Raw genomic sequence first — 14,855 nt, forward strand, 5'->3', positions numbered from 1 at the left:
AATCGGCTTGGCTGCTGGATTTTTGAAGCCCTTTCAGCGCAGCCTGATGCCACGTCAGCCGGCAAAATCGTGGTTGTCTATTTCCAAGCCGCAACAATTTCACTAAAGCTGCCGAAAGACGCCGGGAGAACGGGTGCGGTTTTCTGCATTGCGCCGGGCGGACGGGAAGGGCTTTGCGGGCATCCGTGGCCGATCCGGCCAGGGCGCCGGCCGGGCGGGCCGAGCGAGAGGCGGGACATGACCGCGGTGGGGCAAATTCCGAAGACCGGCGCCGCCGTCGTGCGGCTTGTGGCTTTTGGGCCGCTGAAGCTGGCAAGCCTGGTGTCTGGACTGAGATGAACTCGCTTTTTACCCGCCGCCGCGTTCGTGCGCCGCGCATCATGCTTTACAGCCATGATACCTTCGGGCTGGGCCACCTGCGCCGGTCGCGCGCCCTGGCACAGGCGATCACCAGCGCCAATCCGACCGCATCAGCACTGATCCTGACCGGATCGCCGGTGGCCGGGCGGTTCGACTTTCCGCGCCGGGTCGACCATGTGCGTTTGCCCGGCGTGACCAAGCTTCAGGACGGATCCTACGTCAGCCAGACCATGGGAATGGGGATCGAGGAGACGACCGAGCTGCGTTCGGGTCTGATCCGCTCGACTGCCGAGCAATACGAGCCGGATGTGGTGATCGTCGACAAGGAGCCGACCGGCTTTCGCGGCGAACTGATGCCCACCCTGCGGATGCTGAAGGAAGAAGGCAGCACGCAGCTGGTGCTGGGCCTTCGCGACGTGCTGGACGAGCCGGAGGTTCTGGCCGCCGAATGGGCGCGCAAGAACGCGCTGCCCGTGATGGAGACCTTTTACGACGAAATCTGGATTTACGGCCTGCGTTCGGTCTACGACCCGACCGCAGGGCTGGAGCTGAGCCCCGCAACACGGGCGCGGATGCACTGGACCGGTTATCTGCGCCGCTCGCGCAATTCCACCGCCGAGCCGCCGGAACAGCCCTATATCCTGGTCACGCCGGGCGGCGGCGGTGACGGGGCGGTGATGGTCGACCTGGTGCTGGCGGCCTATGAACAGGATCCGGGATTGAGTCCGCGTGCCGTGCTGGTCTATGGCCCCTTCCTGTCGGGAGAGGTACGCGCGGAGTTCGAGGCGCGGGTCGATGCTCTGGGAGGCCGGGTTACGGCGGTAGGCTTCGACAGCCAGATCGAGACGCTTTACGCGGGAGCCGAGGGCGTGATCGGCATGGGCGGCTACAATACGTTCTGCGAGGTGCTGTCCTTCGACAAGCGCACGGTGATCGTGCCGCGCACGGTGCCGCGGCTGGAGCAATGGATTCGCGCCAGCCGTGCCGAGGAACTGGGGCTGGTGCGGATGCTGGACGAAACCCGCGACGGGTTGACGCCGCAATCGATGATCCAGGCGATCCGCAATCTGCCAGGCCAGAACCTGCCCAGTCAGGCGATCACCGCCGGGCTGCTGGACGGGCTGGACTACGTGACCGACCGCATTTCGGCGCTGTTGGCGATACGGGCCGGCCAGGCCGCGGAATGAGCACCGCGCCGCTCGCGGTGGTGGTCAAGGGCTGGCCGCGCCTGTCTGAAACCTTCATAGCCCAGGAACTGGTGGCGCTGGAGGCGGCGGGGCACGATCTGGCCCTGTGGTCGCTACGGCATCCGACCGACACAAAGACCCATCCGCTGCATGACAGGCTGGCGGCGCCGGTGACCTACCTGCCCGAATATCTGCATGATGACCGCGCCCGGGTCTGGCGCGGCTGGCGCGCGGCCTGCGCCCTGCCGGGCTACACCTTGGCGGCGCGTCTCTGGCGGAGCGATCTGCTGCGCGACCGCAGCCGCAACCGGGTGCGCCGGTTCGGGCAGGCCTGCGTTCTGGCCTCCGAGCTGCCGCCGGGCACGCCGGCGATCTATGCGCATTTCCTGCACACGCCCGCCTCGGTCGCGCGCTATGCGGCGGTGATGCTGGGAATTCCTTGGGCATTTTCGGCGCATGCCAAGGACATCTGGACCTCGCCCGACTGGGAACTGCGCGAGAAGCTTGCGACCGGTCCGGGAGGCGCGCGGTTCGGGGCGACCTGCACGGGCTTCGGCGCGGCGCATCTGCGCGACCTGGCGGCCGATCCGGGGCGCATCGACCTCGTGTATCACGGACTGGATCTCACGCGCTTTCCCGATCCGCCCGACCGTGCGCCGCGCGCGCCCGGCAGCCCGCTGCGGCTGCTGTCTGTGGGGCGGCTGGTAGAGAAGAAGGGGTTTGACCGGCTGATCGCTGCGCTGGCCTTGCTGCCCGGGTGGCTGGACTGGCACTGGGTGCATATCGGCGGCGGCGCGTTGAAGGAGCAGATGCGCGCCCAGGCCGAGGCGGCGGGTGTGGCGGACCGGATCACCTGGAAGGGCGCCTGCGATCAGCCCGAGGTGATCGCGGCGATGCGGGCGGCGGATCTGTTCGTGCTGCCCAGCCGCATCGCCGCCGATGGCGACCGCGACGGATTGCCGAACGTGCTGATGGAGGCGGCGTCGCAGCTGTTGCCGATTGTCTCGACCGCCGTTTCCGCAATTCCGGAGTTCATCACCCACACCCGGCACGGACTCCTGGTGAAGGACCGCCCGGAGGACATCGCCGAGGCGATAGTCGATATCGCCTCGGCCCCGGATACGGCGGCAGCGATGGCGCAGGCGGCGTTCGATCGCTTGCGGAGCGACTTCGCCGTTGAGCCGGGGATCGCGCGGCTGTCGGCGCGGCTGCGGGAGATGGGCGCGTGATCGCCTTCTATGCACCGCTGAAGGCGCCGACGCATGAGGTGCCCTCGGGCGACCGGGCGATGGCGCGGGGGCTGATGGCAGCGCTGACACCTTTTGGCCGGGTTGCCGTGGCGAGCGATCTGCGCAGTCTCGACCTGGCCGGGGACGCGGCTGTACAGGCGAGGCTGAAGGGCGCCGCAGAGGCCGAGGTCGCGCGGCTGGTGCGCGAGTTGCCCGTCGAGACGCAACTATGGGTGACCTACCACAACTACTACAAGGCGCCCGACCTGATCGGCCCGGCCGTCAGCGCGGCGCGGGGAATTCCCTATGTCCAGGTCGAATCCACGCGGGCGAAAAAACGGCTGACCGGGGCCTGGGCGGGCTTTGCAGCGGCGGCGGAGGCGGCGAGCGATGCGGCGGCGGTGATCTTCTACCTGACCGAACGCGATGGCGAGACGCTGGCGCGTGACCGGGCGGCCGGGCAACGGCTGGTGCACCTGCGCCCCTTCCTGCCGCGCGCGGAGTTGCCGCCGGCCAGTACGCTCGCCGAGGGTGCCCCAATGCTGGCGGCGGGCATGATGCGCGCGGGGGACAAGATGGCGTCATACGCGCTGATTGCCGAACTGCTGGGCCTGCTCGATGGCGACTGGCGATTGGAAATCGCGGGCGACGGGCCGGCGCGGGCCGAGGTGGAAGCGTTGATGGCGCCGTTTGGCGAGCGGGTGCGGATGCTGGGGCAACTGGGCGCGCCGGAGATGAGCGACGCCTATCGGCGCGCGGGGCTGTTCCTGTGGCCGGGTGTGAACGAGGCCTTCGGGATGGTCTATCTCGAAGCGCAGGCGGCGGGCCTGCCGGTCGTCGCTCAGGACCGGCCCGGCGTGCAGGAGGTGATGGCGGCCGTTCAGCCCGCTGTCGCCAGTGGGGCACAGGGGATGGCGGCAGCCATCGTCGCGCTGCGCGATGCGGGCCTGCGACGCGAACGAGGCATGGCAGCGCGCGCCTTCATTGCCGACCGGCATCTGCTGGGAGCCGCGACGGCGACTCTGGCCTCGGCTTTGGGGGTCGAGGCGTGATCAATCTTGCCTTGCTGCGCCATGGTCCGACGGCCTGGAACCGCGAGGGGCGGATTCAGGGATCGAGCGACATCCCGCTCGACGCCGCCGCGCGGACGGATCTGGCTGCGCTGGCGCTGCCGGCCCCCTGGACCGCGGCCGAGCTGTGGTCGAGCCCGTTGAAGCGCGCGGCCGAGACGGCAGAGCTGGTGGCAGGGCGACCGCCACGCGTGAGCGGGGCGCTAACCGAGATGAACTGGGGAGACTGGGAGGGGCGGCACGGGGCCGACCTGCTGGCGGAACGCGACAGCGGCTACCGTCATATCGAGGAGTGGGGCTGGGACTACCGCCCGCCCGGCGGGGAAAGCCCGCGCGAGCTGCGGGAGCGCTTGCAGCCCTGGCTGGACAGTGTCGAGCGGGACGCGGTGGCGGTCTGCCACATCGGCGTCATGCGGGTGCTGTTGGCGCTGGCGCATGGCTGGGATTTCCTGGGCCCGGCTCCGTTCAAGGTGAAGCGGAACCGCCTGTTCGTTCTGGCGCTGTCGGAGGGGCGGCTGACACCGATCGGCGAACCGGTTCGGCTGGTGGCGCGATGAAGGTGCTGATCGCTGTCACCCATCTGCTGGGTACCGGTCATCTGGCGCGGGCGCTGACGCTGGGCCGGGCGTTTGCAGCGGCCGGGCACAGCGTGCGGCTGGCATCGGGCGGCATGGCAGTGGCGCATCTCGACACGACCGGCGTTGAGATGGTGCAACTGCCGCCGCTGCGTTCGGACGGAACCGATTTCACCCGTCTGCTGACGGCGGCGGGAACTGTGGCGGACACAGTGTATCACTCGGAACGGCGTGCGACGCTGACCGGGCTGGTTGCGGCTTTCGCCCCGGACATCCTGATCACCGAGCTATTTCCCTTTGGCCGGCGGGCTCTGCGGGCGGAGTTTCTTGCGCTGCTTGAGAGCCTGCGCGCACTGCCGGTTCGGCCCGCCGTGCTCGCGTCGATCCGTGACATTCTGGCGCCGCCAAGCAAGCCGGAGCGGGCGGCGCAGGCCGAGGCGATGGTGCGGGAGCATTACGATGCCGTTCTGGTGCATTCCGACCCGAGCGTTGTGCCGCTCGACCTGAGCTGGCCAGTGTCCGATGGCCTGCGGTCCAAGTTGCGCTATACCGGCTTTGTCGCGCCTCCCGCCCCTTCCCCGCACCCGGAAGGCCTTGGTGCGGGGGAAGTGCTGGTCAGTGCAGGCGGCGGACCGGTCGGGCGACGGCTGTTCGAGATGGCCCTGGCGGCGGCGGCGATGGACAACAGGCGCTGGCGGCTGCTGACCCGCGACGTGGCGGGCCAAGTGCCGGCACATGTTAGGGTCGAGCCACCGCGGCCGGACTTCCGCGCCATGCTGGCCGGGGCGGCCGGGTCGGTCAGCCTGTGCGGCTACAACACGGCGATGGACCTGCTGCAAACGGGAGTGCCGGCGGTGCTGGTGCCCTTCGATGCAGGCGGCGAGGTGGAACAGGGGCTGCGCGCGCAGGCGCTGGCGGGGATGCCGGGGTTTCGGATCATCCGCGATGCCGCGTTGTCACCCGAGGCCATTGGCGAGGCGCTGGCGGCGGCGATCAGCGATCCGCCACGCGCGCTATCGGTCGACTTTGATGGTGCGCGGCATTCGGTGGAGATTGCGGTGGCGCTGGCGGAGGGCCGGACATGAATTGGGACGCGCTGCGGGACGAACTGGCGCTGTGGCGGCGCGACGGGATGGTCCTGCCGATCTGGTGGCGCGATGACGACGCGGTGGCGGACACGGCGGCACTCGCCCGGCTGGGTCGCTTGGCCGAAAGGCTCGATCTGGCCATACATCTGGCGGTCATTCCTGCGGAGGCGACCGCCTTCGGCGGTGCACCCTTCCGGATGATGGTGCACGGCTGGAGCCACACGAACCATGCGCCGCCAGGCGAAAAGAAGGCCGAGTTCCGTGCCCATCGGCCGCTGGAGGCGCGCCTGACCGAGGCGCGCACGGGGCTGGCGCGCATCGAGGCTCTGTTCCGGTCCGACGCCTGTGCGGTGTTCGTGCCGCCCTGGAACCGGGTGGACGAAGACATGGCGCCGGGGCTGGCGGCGATGGGGTATCGCGGGCTGTCGGCGTTTGGAGCGCGCGGTGGGCGCGAGGTGGGCAGTCTGGTGCGGGTCAACACCCATCTCGATCCGATCGACTGGCGCGGGACCCGATCGCTGGTCGACCCCGATCGTTTGCTTGCGCAGGTCGTGCACGATCTGGGCGAGCGGCGCGCAGGCCGGGCGGACGCGGCGGAACCCTATGGCGTGCTGACGCACCACCTTGTGCATGACGGGGCGATCTGGGACTTTTCGGCGCGGCTGCTGGCCACCCTGCTCGAGGGCGGTGCGCGGCCGATGGATTTCACACGCGAGGATTTGCCATGAGCCGACTGGATTCGATGCTGCGCCGGCTTGGCGCGCAGCGGGACGGGCTGAACTGGGCCGCCGCGCAGGTGGAAGGACAGCCGGGCGACGCGCTGGACATCGGGCTGGGGAACGGGCGCACCTATGACCACTTGCGCGAGGTGATGGCCGGGCGGCGCGTGCTGGTGATCGACCGGGTTCTGCAGTGCCATCCTTCCTGTGTGCCGCCGGAGGGCGATTTTCTGCAGGGTGAGGCCGACGCCGTGCTGGCGGGGCTCGCCGGTGCCGGTATCCGCCTTGCGCATTACGATCTGGGGTTTGGCGTGGAGGAGCAGGACATCGCCGAAGCGGCGCGGATGAGCCCTCTGATCGCGGCGGTGATGGCGCCCGGCGGAATCGTCGTTTCGGGGCAGCCGCTGGTTGGCTTTACCCGGCTGGCCGGGCCGGAAGGTATCCCCGAGGGCCGCTATCTGTTCTACCTGGTCGAGGCATGATGTTCCGCCGCTACGGGGTATATCACCTGCCACCGGAAGGGGCGGCTTGGGCACGCTTCGCGACGCGCTGGCTGGGATGGGACATCGACGCGGGGGCGCCAGCGGACCCTTTGCCGCGGCCTCCGGCCGAAGACATCGTCGAGACGCCGCGCCGCTACGGGCTGCACGCGACGCTGAAGCCGCCGTTTCATCTGGCCGAGGGTCAGACGCCCGAGGCGCTGGCCGCGGCGACCGCGGCTCTGGCCGGCCGGCTGGCTCCGGTGCAGCTTGAGGGGCTGGGCCTGGCGCGGATCGGGCGGTTTCTGGCTTTGCGGCCGCTGGGTGACGAGAGCGAACTGAACGCGCTGGCGGCCTCCTGCGTGCGCGACCTCGACGCTTTCCGCGCGCCGCCATCGGAGGCGGAACTGGCCCGGCGGCGGGCAAGACGGCTTTCAGAGGCGCAGGAGGCGCATCTGGCGCGCTGGGGCTATCCGCACGTGATGGAACTGTTCCGGTTTCACATCACGCTGAGCGGCGCGCTTGAGCCGGACACTCTGGCCGAGACCGAGGACCGCTTGTCGCAGGACCTGACGCCGCTCCTGCCGAAGCCTTATATGCTGGACGAGATCGCGCTGGTGGGCGAGATGGACGACGGCCGGTTCCGGATGATCGCCCGGTATCCGCTGACCGGTGCATAGCCCCTCCCCTTCCGGCCGCGCCCGGACTATGACGACCAAAACCTGACCGGAGACCACGCCGATGACCCTTGACCGCACCCTCAAGATCGCTCCCTCGATCCTCGCCTCGGATTTCGCCAACTTCGGCGCGGAATGTGCGGCGGTCGAGGCGCAGGGCGCGGACTGGATTCATGTCGATGTAATGGACGGGCATTTCGTTCCCAACATCACCTTTGGTCCGGCGACCTGCGCGGCGATCCGGCCGCATATCAAGACGGTCATGGACGTGCACCTGATGATCGCACCGGTCGATCCCTACATCGACGCCTTCGCCAAGGCGGGGGCCGATATCCTGACCGCGCATGTCGAAGCCGGCCCGCATATCCATCGCACCTTGCAGGCGATCCGGGGCGCGGGCTGCAAGGCCGGGGTGGCGCTGAACCCGGGCACGCCGGCCGAGGCAGTTGCGCATCTGCTGGACCTGACGGATCTGATCTGCGTGATGACCGTCAACCCCGGTTTCGGGGGGCAGAAGTTCATCGACATGACGGACAAGGTGCAGACCCTGCGCCAGATGATCGGCGACCGCCCGATCCATATCGAGATCGACGGCGGCATGGACCCCGTGACCGCGCCGTTGATGGTGCGGGCCGGGGCCGATGTGCTGGTCGCCGGCTCGGCGGTGTTCAAGGGCGGGTCGGTCAGCGATCCCGCCCCCTATGGGGCCAACATCCGCGCCATCCGCGAGGCCGCACAGGGCGTCTGGGTCTAGGGGTCACTTGCCCTCGAACTGATCCGCCTCGTAGTTGTGCAGGAAGTCTTCGGGCATGTCGGGCCCCCAGATATAGACGCCGTCCTCGGGCGGATGGTCTTCCGCCGGCCAGTCGTGGTTCAGACTGATGTAATCGATATCGGCCGAATACTCGCACCAACTGCCCCAGGGGTCCTGCATGTAGTGGAAGTAGTTCGAGCCGAGCACGTGGCGGCCCAGGCCGAAGCCCTTCTTGAAGCCCCGATCAAACATCTGCATCGCGCCGAGGCCGATCCCGTTGATCGAGCCGATGTCCCAGCTGAGGTGATGAAGGCCGGGCGCGCGGCCGGCGGAATTGGCGAAAGCGAACATGTGGTGATCCGAGCCGTGGATGCCATGCATGAAGGCGATGATGTCGCCGGTGCGGTCGGACAGGCGCATCCCCAGAACACGGGTATAGAATTCGATGGTGGCCGGAACGTCGGGCACGAAGGCCAGCATATGGGCAAAGCGGTGCGGGCGCGCTTCGGGCTTGGCGGTGCGGCTCCAGGACCCGGAAGTGTCCTTGGCGCAGGAGGCGTCAAGCCCGTTCAGGCCAACCTTGTCGTCGGGCGAGGTCTTTTCGGCCACCTTCATCTCGATTGCAAAGCCGTTGGGATCGTGGAACCAGATGCCGTTGCTTTCAAAGCCGGCCGGCGCATCGAGCAGACGGATGCCCATTGCCTCGATCCGCTTCTTCATCGGCTCGAAGTCTTCCTCGAAGACGCCATAGGAGATCGCGTTCAGCTTCTTGATCTTGCCTTCGGTCATGCGGCCCCAGCGATGGGCGCTGCCGAAGGTATACAACCCCAGGCCCTCGCCCTCTTCCCGCACATCGAGACCGAAGGCCCTGTAAAAGGTATCGGCCTTGGCGAGGTCGGGCACCTGGATGTTGAACTCGCTGAGCGAATGCACCCCCAGTTCGCCAGGGCGCTTGTTCACGCCGATCCTGCCGGTAATCGCTGTCATCTTCTCCTCCTCCGGGGCAAAGCCCCCCTCACGCGTCGCGGATCGGGTTCGTCAGAACCCCGATGCCGCTGATCTCGACCTCGCAGAGGTCGCCATCTTTCATCCAGAGTTGCGGTTTGCGCGCGTGGCCGACGCCCGAGGGCGTGCCGGTGATGATCACATCGCCGGGCTCCAGCGTCATCACGGCGCTGATGATCGAGACCAGATCGGCCACCGGGAACACCATGTCGTCAATTGCGGCCTTCTGCACCGACTGACCGTTCAGTCGGGTTTCCAGCGTCAGGCCGATACAGCCCGGCGGCAAGGCGTCTGCGGTCACGAACCAGGGTCCGAATCCGCCGGTGCCGTCGAAGTTCTTGCCCGGTGTCCATTGCGGCGTGCGGCGCTGGTAGTCGCGAACCGAGGCGTCGTTGAAGATCGAATACCCGCAGACATGGTCGAGAGCCTCTTCCACCGGCACGTCCTTAGCAGTCTTGCCGATCACTGCGACCAGCTCGCCTTCGTAGTCCAGCTGAACCGAGGCCCGGGGCCGAAGGATCGGCTGGTTGTGCGCGACGAAGCTGGACGCAAACCGGGCGAAGAGCGTCGGATAGTCGGGTTGTTCGTAGGGGCCCTCGGCGGTATGGGCGCGATAGTTCAGGCCGACGGCGATAAACTTGCCGGCCATCCGCAGCGGCGGAAGAAAGCGCACCTTGTCGGCCTCGACCGGATCGCCCTTGGCCAGGGTCACCGCGGCCTCTTCCAGACGGTTGGCGGCAATCAGCGATTCGAGCCTGCCGGGAAAGCGCGGATGCCCCTCCCTAAGGCCGCGAAATCCGGCTTCGGTCTCGACCGCCAGTCCTTCCGCACCAGCCTCGGCATAGGCCAGAAATTTCATGCCGCCTCCCCTTGTGACTTCCGCCCCAGCCCGGTCCGGGGCGTCGGTAGTCTACCCCACCATCTTCAGTGCCCGCTGCACGGCCGGACGGGCGAGCATCCTGTCGTGAAAGGCCGCCAGCGCATCCGGCATCGGCACGTCTTTCAACCGGGCCCAGGCAGTCAGATAGAACAGCGTCGGATCGGCGATGGAATAGCCGCCCATCAGCCACTCCTTTTCACCCAGAATGCCGGCCAGCCGATCAAACCCGGCGGCGATCACCTCGCGGCCATGCGCCGTCAGTTCCTGCTGGGCGGCCTCGGTCGGCGTGAACTTCTTCGGCACCAGCACAAAGGTGAATCCGCGCATGTGAACGGTGGCGACCATGAAATCGAGCAGCTCGAGCGCGCGTGTCTGCGCTTCAAGGTCCTCGGCCAGCAGCCCCGCCTCCGGGAACGCGCGGCCCAGCCAGAAGGCCATGGCCTGGTACTCGGTCAGGACCGAGCCGTCGTCGCGCACCAGCGTCGGCACCTTGCCCTTCGGGTTTACCGAGCGGAACCGTTCCGAAAACTGCTCCTTCGCCAGAAAGTCCACCTTGATCGATTCGTAGGGCGCGCCGATTTCTTCCAGCATCACGTGGATGCCGATCGAACACGTATTGGGGGCGTAGAAGAATTTCATCATCCTGGCGGCCCTCCCTCGCCGCGTTACGCCTCGGCCACGATCCTGTTTTCGATGGTGCCGAGCCCTTCGATCTCGCACCGTACCACGTCACCCGGATTTAGGAAGAGCTGCTGCGCCATGCCGACTCCCCCGGGCGTGCCTGTGAAAAGGATATCGCCGGGCTTGAGCGCCATCACCTGAGACAATTCCTCGAGCTGGTCCCAGACAGAGAAGATCAGGTGTTTGGTGTTCGAGTTCTGCCGCAGCTCGCCGTTGACCCAGCATTTGATCGCCAGGCGGTGCGGATCGCCGATTTCGTCTGCGGTCACGATGCAGGGGCCGATGGGAGCATGAGTGTCGAAGGACTTGCCCAGCACCCACTGATGGGTCTTGAGCTGCCAGTCGCGGGCGCTGAAGTCGTTGCCAACTGCATAGCCGAAGACCGCCGCCGGCGCATCGTCCTTCGAGATATGCCGCCCGCCCTTCCCGATGATCGCGACCATCTCGACCTCGTAGTCGAGCTTTTCCGAGGACTTCGGTTTTTCCACGTCACCGTTGGGATCGTTGATCGATCCAGCCATCTTGCAGAACCAGATCTGCGATTCCGGCGCGGTCACCCCGGCGCTCTTTGCCTCTTCGACGTGGTCGGCATAGTTCAGCCCGATGGCCATGATCTTTTCAGGATTTGGGATCGGGGCGTGCAAGCGGACATCGCCCAGCGCGACGCCTTCGGCCGTCGCCTTTTCAAGCTTGGGCGAGAGGGTGTCCCATTCGGCAATCACCTGTTTCATGTCCGATGGCGCACCGGGCACCAGATCCTCGAGAGCCAGAACATGGCCGTCCTTCACGAGGCCCGGGCGCACCGCGCCTCCGCCGATGGAAAACCGAACGAGCTTCATGTTGTCTCCCCCTCTTGTCTGCGACGAAGAGATATCGGCTCAAAATCCACTTGTCGATAAAAAATATTTTTTATCCAATTACGCAAAAAAACAGGTGCGCCCAGCAAAGGCGGCACGAGGTCAAACCCTGTCAATGAAAATGGGGCGAAAGGCCGGCAATCGGCGTGGTGCCCCCAGAGAGACTCGAACTCCCGACCCACTGATTACAAATCAGTTGCTCTACCAGCTGAGCTATAGGGGCGCCGGGCATGGATTACCTGCAAGGACTGGTCGCTGCAAGAGCTTTGCCACGTCCCGGCGCAATGGGGTTTGACTGTCGCGGGTCAAGCCGTTACCCCAAGGTCCGAGCCAGACCCAAGCCAGATCCGGAGCGCCATATGCGGATTGTCGTGCACACCGGCGCGCATTTCACCGACGACGAACGCCTGATCAAGTGCCTTCTGAACAACAAGGAGGACTTCTCGCAGCTCGGTGTCGCGGTGCCGGGGCCGGGCAAATACCGCACGCTTCTGAAGGAGAGCTTCGCGGCGATGGAGGCGGCGCCGCCCGGAGAGGATGCGCGCGACGTGCTGGTCGATGCCATTCTGGATGATGAAACCGCCGACCGGATGATCCTGTCCAACCAGCATTTCTTCGGCTCGCCCCGCTTTGCCATCGGTGACGCCGGGTTCTATCCGCTGGCGGCCCAGCGGATGCGGCACTTTGTGGAGCTGTTCCGCGGCGACCACATCGAGATGTTCGTGGCCCTCTGCAATCCGGCGACCTTCGTGCCGAGCGTGCTGGGCAAGGCGTCGCGCAAGAGCCGGGCCGATCTGCTGAAACGGGTGCCGCCCGCGACGCTGCGCTGGTCCGAGATGGTGGGGCGGATCCGGGAAGATCTGCCCGATCTGCCGATCACCGTCTGGTGCAACGAGGATTCGCCGCTGATCTGGCCCGAGCTGATGCGTCTGATGGCGGGGCTGCCGGCGGGCACAAAGGTGAAGGGCGGCTTCGACCTGCTGCGCGATATCATGTCGCAAGAGGGCATGACCCGGTTTCGTGCCTATCTGGCCGAGCATCCCAACCTGACCGACAAGCAGAAACGCCGGGTGATGATCGCCTTTCTCGACAAGTTCGCGATCCCCGAGCAGATGGAGGCAGAGCTGGACCTGCCGGGCTGGACCGAGGACCTGGTGGAGGAACTGACGGCGCTTTATGACGAGGACGTGCTGCGGATCAAGCGGATCAAGGGCGTGAAACTGATCGCCGTCTGACGACGGCGCCCGCGCTCACATGCCCAGAGCTTCCTTGTAAAGCTCGAGGATCGCCTCTTCCTCGGCAACGTCGTCCTTCTCGCGCTTGCGCAGAGAAATCACCTTGCGCATCACCTTGGTGTCGTAGCCACGCCCCTTGGCTTCGGCCATGACTTCCTTGATCTGGTCGCCGATGTCCTTCTTCTCGGCCTCGAGCCGTTCCACCCGCTCGATGAAGCTGCGCAGTTCGTCCGCGGTGATGCGATAGTTGGCTTCTAGGGTCTTGTCTTCGGGGGGAAGGTCGCTCATCGGGGTGCGCTCCGTCTGGAAGGGGTCGGGAGGTGTCGGATACCCCTCCCCCGCGCGCGCTGCAAGATGGCTTGCGCCCGGCGGGCTTGCGCCAGCGTTCCCCAGCCGCTAGCACACGGACCAGTCCGAGGGAGAGTGGCGATGTACGAGATGATGATCTGGGCCGGCGCCGCCTTGTCGCTGATGGGTCTGGCCGGCATTGTCTGGTGCATCCTGCGCGTCAGCAAGGCGCGAAAGGCTGGGCTGGGCGATGAAGAGCTGCGCGCCGCCGTCGCGGCGGTGCTGCCGGTGAACCTCGCGGCGCTGTTCCTGTCAATGTTCGGGCTGATGCTGGTGGTGGTCGGCGTCATTCTGGGCTGACGCCGAGCCAGGCTCTCATGCGCCGGTCAGACCGGCAGGTTGTCGAAACGGTCTTCGATGGCCTCGTCGAGCAGGACGGCATTGAGGTTGCGCAGGCGGGCGGGCACCTGCTGGCCCTGCATGGCCAGACGCTCGATCACCTTGTTCAATTGCGGTTGAAGCTCGAGGCGTCGTGCCGCCGGTGCCCCGATGATGGATGCTTCCAACCGGCGTGCGGTCAAAAACAGCTCGTGTTCGCTCATGTCAGCCTCCCCTGATTGGCATGGACCCCACTCCCATCAAACTATCACAGGATCATGTCAGTATCCTTCAAAAATCTCACGGGCGGGCAGATTCTCGCCGGACTTCCGACAAAACGACTGTAGTTTGAGCCCTGCAGCTCTGGCCACTCGCCAGATTCGGCGAGGCTGGCCGGGTGCCGCGAGGAGAATCGCTGCTTGATACACATGCAGAAAATGTTATGTGTTAGAAGACGATCCACAGATCAGACAGAAAGGCCCGCCATGACACCCGAGGTTCACGCATTTTTCGACAACGCGACCAACACGGTATCCTATGTCGTGCGCGAACCCGCGGGACGGGCCTGCGCGATCGTGGACAGCGTGCTCGACTATGACCCAGCGGCAGGGCGCACCGATACGGCCTCGGCCGACCGGATCATCGCCTATGTTCAGGACAACGGCCTGCGGGTGGAGTGGATCCTGGAAACCCACGTTCACGCCGACCACCTCAGCGCTGCCCCCTACATTCAGGAGCGTGTCGGCGGAAAGATCGGGATCGGCGACCGCATCACCGTGGTTCAAGACACCTTCGGCAAGATCTTCAACGAAGGGACCGAATTCCAGCGCGATGGCAGCCAGTTCGACGCCTTGTTCAAGGAGGGCGACAGCTTTCACGTCGGACAGCTGAGGGGCGATGTGCTGCACACCCCCGGCCATACGCCGGCCTGCCTGACCTATTTGATCGGCGACGCGGCCTTTGTGGGCGACACGCTGTTCATGCCCGACTTCGGCACCGCGCGCTGCGACTTTCCGGGCGGATCGTCGGAAACGCTGTTCCGCTCGATCCAGAAGATCCTGGCGCTGCCGGATGCGACCCGGGTCTTCGTCGGCCACGACTACAAGGCACCGGGGCGCGACCAATATGCCTGGGAAACAACGGTGGGTGAGCAGAAGGCGCTGAACGTGCACATCGGCCAGGGACGCAGCATCGAGGAATTTACCAAGATGCGCGATGCCCGCGACAAGACGCTCGGGATGCCTCGTCTGATCCTGCCGTCGCTGCAAGTGAACATGCGCGCCGGACACATGCCGCCGCCCGACGAAAAGGGAAATGTCTTCCTCAAGGTGCCGGTCAACAAACTCTGAGAGGTGGGCGAGGTGCACGACTGGATCTGGGGCCTGATCGGCGG

The 14,855-nt window shown here is 66.2% G+C and carries 18 protein-coding genes and 1 tRNA gene; 12 read left to right on the forward strand and 7 right to left on the reverse strand.

Annotated elements, in window-relative coordinates; genetic code table 11:
- Nucleotides 1-335 precede the first annotated feature (335 nt).
- The 9 genes from ACFO5X_RS00325 (at nt 336) to rpe (ending at nt 8,138) form a co-directional block, all read left to right on the forward strand.
- A complete protein-coding gene (locus ACFO5X_RS00325) occupies nt 336-1,547 on the forward strand; it encodes a glycosyltransferase family protein (RefSeq protein WP_380714816.1) in 1,212 nt (403 codons plus the stop codon).
- Nucleotides 1,544-2,776, forward strand: a complete 1,233-nt coding sequence (locus tag ACFO5X_RS00330; protein WP_380714819.1) for a glycosyltransferase — start codon at nt 1,544-1,546, stop codon at nt 2,774-2,776. Before ACFO5X_RS00325 ends, ACFO5X_RS00330 begins: the two co-directional genes overlap by 4 nt.
- Entirely contained in the window at nt 2,773-3,828 is a 1,056-nt protein-coding gene (locus tag ACFO5X_RS00335) for a glycosyltransferase family 4 protein (RefSeq protein ID WP_380714821.1), read from the forward strand. Before ACFO5X_RS00330 ends, ACFO5X_RS00335 begins: the two co-directional genes overlap by 4 nt.
- Nucleotides 3,825-4,403, forward strand: coding sequence for a histidine phosphatase family protein (locus ACFO5X_RS00340; protein ID WP_380714823.1), 579 nt, complete (start codon nt 3,825-3,827; stop codon nt 4,401-4,403). The genes ACFO5X_RS00335 and ACFO5X_RS00340 overlap by 4 nt, the downstream gene beginning before the upstream one ends.
- Entirely contained in the window at nt 4,400-5,506 is a 1,107-nt protein-coding gene (locus ACFO5X_RS00345; protein WP_380714825.1) for a glycosyltransferase family protein, read from the forward strand. Before ACFO5X_RS00340 ends, ACFO5X_RS00345 begins: the two co-directional genes overlap by 4 nt.
- Complete coding sequence (locus tag ACFO5X_RS00350) at nt 5,503-6,237, forward strand: polysaccharide deacetylase family protein (RefSeq protein ID WP_380714827.1); 735 nt, start codon at nt 5,503-5,505, stop codon at nt 6,235-6,237. Before ACFO5X_RS00345 ends, ACFO5X_RS00350 begins: the two co-directional genes overlap by 4 nt.
- Nucleotides 6,234-6,710: a class I SAM-dependent methyltransferase gene (locus ACFO5X_RS00355; protein ID WP_380714829.1), complete on the forward strand. Its 477-nt coding sequence runs from the start codon at nt 6,234-6,236 to the stop codon at nt 6,708-6,710. Before ACFO5X_RS00350 ends, ACFO5X_RS00355 begins: the two co-directional genes overlap by 4 nt.
- On the forward strand, nt 6,710-7,387 hold the full coding sequence (locus tag ACFO5X_RS00360) for a DUF1045 domain-containing protein (RefSeq protein ID WP_380714831.1): 678 nt from the start codon (nt 6,710-6,712) through the stop codon (nt 7,385-7,387). The genes ACFO5X_RS00355 and ACFO5X_RS00360 overlap by 1 nt, the downstream gene beginning before the upstream one ends.
- Nucleotides 7,388-7,448: 61 nt before the next feature.
- Nucleotides 7,449-8,138 (forward strand): ribulose-phosphate 3-epimerase, encoded by a 690-nt coding sequence (gene rpe, locus ACFO5X_RS00365; RefSeq protein WP_380714832.1) that lies wholly within the window; start codon nt 7,449-7,451, stop codon nt 8,136-8,138.
- A gap of 3 nt (nt 8,139-8,141) precedes the next feature.
- On the opposite strand, the gene ACFO5X_RS00370 is transcribed toward rpe, so the two are convergent.
- The 5 genes from ACFO5X_RS00370 to ACFO5X_RS00390 all read right to left on the reverse strand — a co-directional run bounded on the left by ACFO5X_RS00370 (nt 8,142) and on the right by ACFO5X_RS00390 (nt 11,784).
- The gene (locus ACFO5X_RS00370) at nt 8,142-9,125 is read right to left on the reverse strand and encodes a VOC family protein (RefSeq protein ID WP_380714834.1); all 984 of its coding nucleotides are present in this window, start codon (nt 9,123-9,125) and stop codon (nt 8,142-8,144) included.
- A 28-nt stretch (nt 9,126-9,153) separates the two neighbouring features.
- Nucleotides 9,154-10,002, reverse strand: coding sequence for a fumarylacetoacetate hydrolase family protein (locus tag ACFO5X_RS00375; RefSeq protein ID WP_380714836.1), 849 nt, complete (start codon nt 10,000-10,002; stop codon nt 9,154-9,156).
- Nucleotides 10,003-10,053: 51 nt separating this feature from the next.
- Nucleotides 10,054-10,665, reverse strand: coding sequence for a glutathione S-transferase family protein (locus ACFO5X_RS00380; protein ID WP_380714837.1), 612 nt, complete (start codon nt 10,663-10,665; stop codon nt 10,054-10,056).
- 23 nt (nt 10,666-10,688) lie between these two features.
- Entirely contained in the window at nt 10,689-11,543 is an 855-nt protein-coding gene (locus tag ACFO5X_RS00385; RefSeq protein ID WP_380714839.1) for a fumarylacetoacetate hydrolase family protein, read from the reverse strand.
- A gap of 165 nt (nt 11,544-11,708) precedes the next feature.
- Nucleotides 11,709-11,784 (reverse strand) — tRNA-Thr (locus tag ACFO5X_RS00390).
- Nucleotides 11,785-11,920: 136 nt separating this feature from the next.
- On the opposite strand from ACFO5X_RS00390, the gene ACFO5X_RS00395 reads away from it, so the two are divergent.
- Nucleotides 11,921-12,796: a hypothetical protein gene (locus tag ACFO5X_RS00395; protein ID WP_380714840.1), complete on the forward strand. Its 876-nt coding sequence runs from the start codon at nt 11,921-11,923 to the stop codon at nt 12,794-12,796.
- A gap of 15 nt (nt 12,797-12,811) precedes the next feature.
- On the opposite strand, the gene ACFO5X_RS00400 is transcribed toward ACFO5X_RS00395, so the two are convergent.
- Nucleotides 12,812-13,084: a DUF2312 domain-containing protein gene (locus ACFO5X_RS00400; RefSeq protein WP_380714841.1), complete on the reverse strand. Its 273-nt coding sequence runs from the start codon at nt 13,082-13,084 to the stop codon at nt 12,812-12,814.
- Nucleotides 13,085-13,225: 141 nt separating this feature from the next.
- Here ACFO5X_RS00400 and ACFO5X_RS00405 point away from each other — a divergent pair, with 141 nt between their 5' ends.
- Nucleotides 13,226-13,444: a hypothetical protein gene (locus ACFO5X_RS00405; protein WP_380714844.1), complete on the forward strand. Its 219-nt coding sequence runs from the start codon at nt 13,226-13,228 to the stop codon at nt 13,442-13,444.
- 26 nt (nt 13,445-13,470) lie between these two features.
- Here ACFO5X_RS00405 and ACFO5X_RS00410 read toward each other — a convergent pair whose 3' ends face one another.
- A complete protein-coding gene (locus ACFO5X_RS00410) occupies nt 13,471-13,686 on the reverse strand; it encodes a hypothetical protein (protein ID WP_380714847.1) in 216 nt (71 codons plus the stop codon).
- 261 nt (nt 13,687-13,947) lie between these two features.
- On the opposite strand from ACFO5X_RS00410, the gene ACFO5X_RS00415 reads away from it, so the two are divergent.
- Nucleotides 13,948-14,811 carry an MBL fold metallo-hydrolase gene (locus ACFO5X_RS00415; protein WP_380714848.1) on the forward strand — a complete coding sequence of 288 codons (864 nt, stop codon included), beginning with the start codon at nt 13,948-13,950 and terminating at the stop codon, nt 14,809-14,811.
- The last annotated feature ends 44 nt before the right edge of the window (nt 14,812-14,855 follow it).

The sequence above is a fragment of the Seohaeicola nanhaiensis genome, from assembly GCF_042654245.1.
In the GTDB taxonomy this organism is placed as follows: Bacteria; Pseudomonadota; Alphaproteobacteria; order Rhodobacterales; family Rhodobacteraceae; genus Seohaeicola_A; species Seohaeicola_A nanhaiensis.

Excerpts from the sequence above, each read along its gene's own strand:
- ACFO5X_RS00375 (WP_380714836.1), bottom strand. The coding sequence starts at position 10,002 with ATGAAATTTCTGGCCTATGCCGAGGCTGGTGCGGAAGGACTGGCGGTC.
- ACFO5X_RS00330 (WP_380714819.1), top strand. The coding sequence starts at position 1,544 with ATGAGCACCGCGCCGCTCGCGGTGGTGGTCAAGGGCTGGCCGCGCCTG.
- ACFO5X_RS00385 (WP_380714839.1), bottom strand. The coding sequence starts at position 11,543 with ATGAAGCTCGTTCGGTTTTCCATCGGCGGAGGCGCGGTGCGCCCGGGC.
- ACFO5X_RS00415 (WP_380714848.1), top strand. The coding sequence starts at position 13,948 with ATGACACCCGAGGTTCACGCATTTTTCGACAACGCGACCAACACGGTA.
- ACFO5X_RS00345 (WP_380714825.1), top strand. The coding sequence starts at position 4,400 with ATGAAGGTGCTGATCGCTGTCACCCATCTGCTGGGTACCGGTCATCTG.
- ACFO5X_RS00405 (WP_380714844.1), top strand. The coding sequence starts at position 13,226 with ATGTACGAGATGATGATCTGGGCCGGCGCCGCCTTGTCGCTGATGGGT.
- ACFO5X_RS00350 (WP_380714827.1), top strand. The coding sequence starts at position 5,503 with ATGAATTGGGACGCGCTGCGGGACGAACTGGCGCTGTGGCGGCGCGAC.
- ACFO5X_RS00325 (WP_380714816.1), top strand. The coding sequence starts at position 336 with ATGAACTCGCTTTTTACCCGCCGCCGCGTTCGTGCGCCGCGCATCATG.
- ACFO5X_RS00355 (WP_380714829.1), top strand. The coding sequence starts at position 6,234 with ATGAGCCGACTGGATTCGATGCTGCGCCGGCTTGGCGCGCAGCGGGAC.
- ACFO5X_RS00395 (WP_380714840.1), top strand. The coding sequence starts at position 11,921 with ATGCGGATTGTCGTGCACACCGGCGCGCATTTCACCGACGACGAACGC.
- ACFO5X_RS00400 (WP_380714841.1), bottom strand. The coding sequence starts at position 13,084 with ATGAGCGACCTTCCCCCCGAAGACAAGACCCTAGAAGCCAACTATCGC.
- rpe (WP_380714832.1), top strand. The coding sequence starts at position 7,449 with ATGACCCTTGACCGCACCCTCAAGATCGCTCCCTCGATCCTCGCCTCG.
- ACFO5X_RS00410 (WP_380714847.1), bottom strand. The coding sequence starts at position 13,686 with ATGAGCGAACACGAGCTGTTTTTGACCGCACGCCGGTTGGAAGCATCC.
- ACFO5X_RS00380 (WP_380714837.1), bottom strand. The coding sequence starts at position 10,665 with ATGATGAAATTCTTCTACGCCCCCAATACGTGTTCGATCGGCATCCAC.
- ACFO5X_RS00370 (WP_380714834.1), bottom strand. The coding sequence starts at position 9,125 with ATGACAGCGATTACCGGCAGGATCGGCGTGAACAAGCGCCCTGGCGAA.
- ACFO5X_RS00360 (WP_380714831.1), top strand. The coding sequence starts at position 6,710 with ATGTTCCGCCGCTACGGGGTATATCACCTGCCACCGGAAGGGGCGGCT.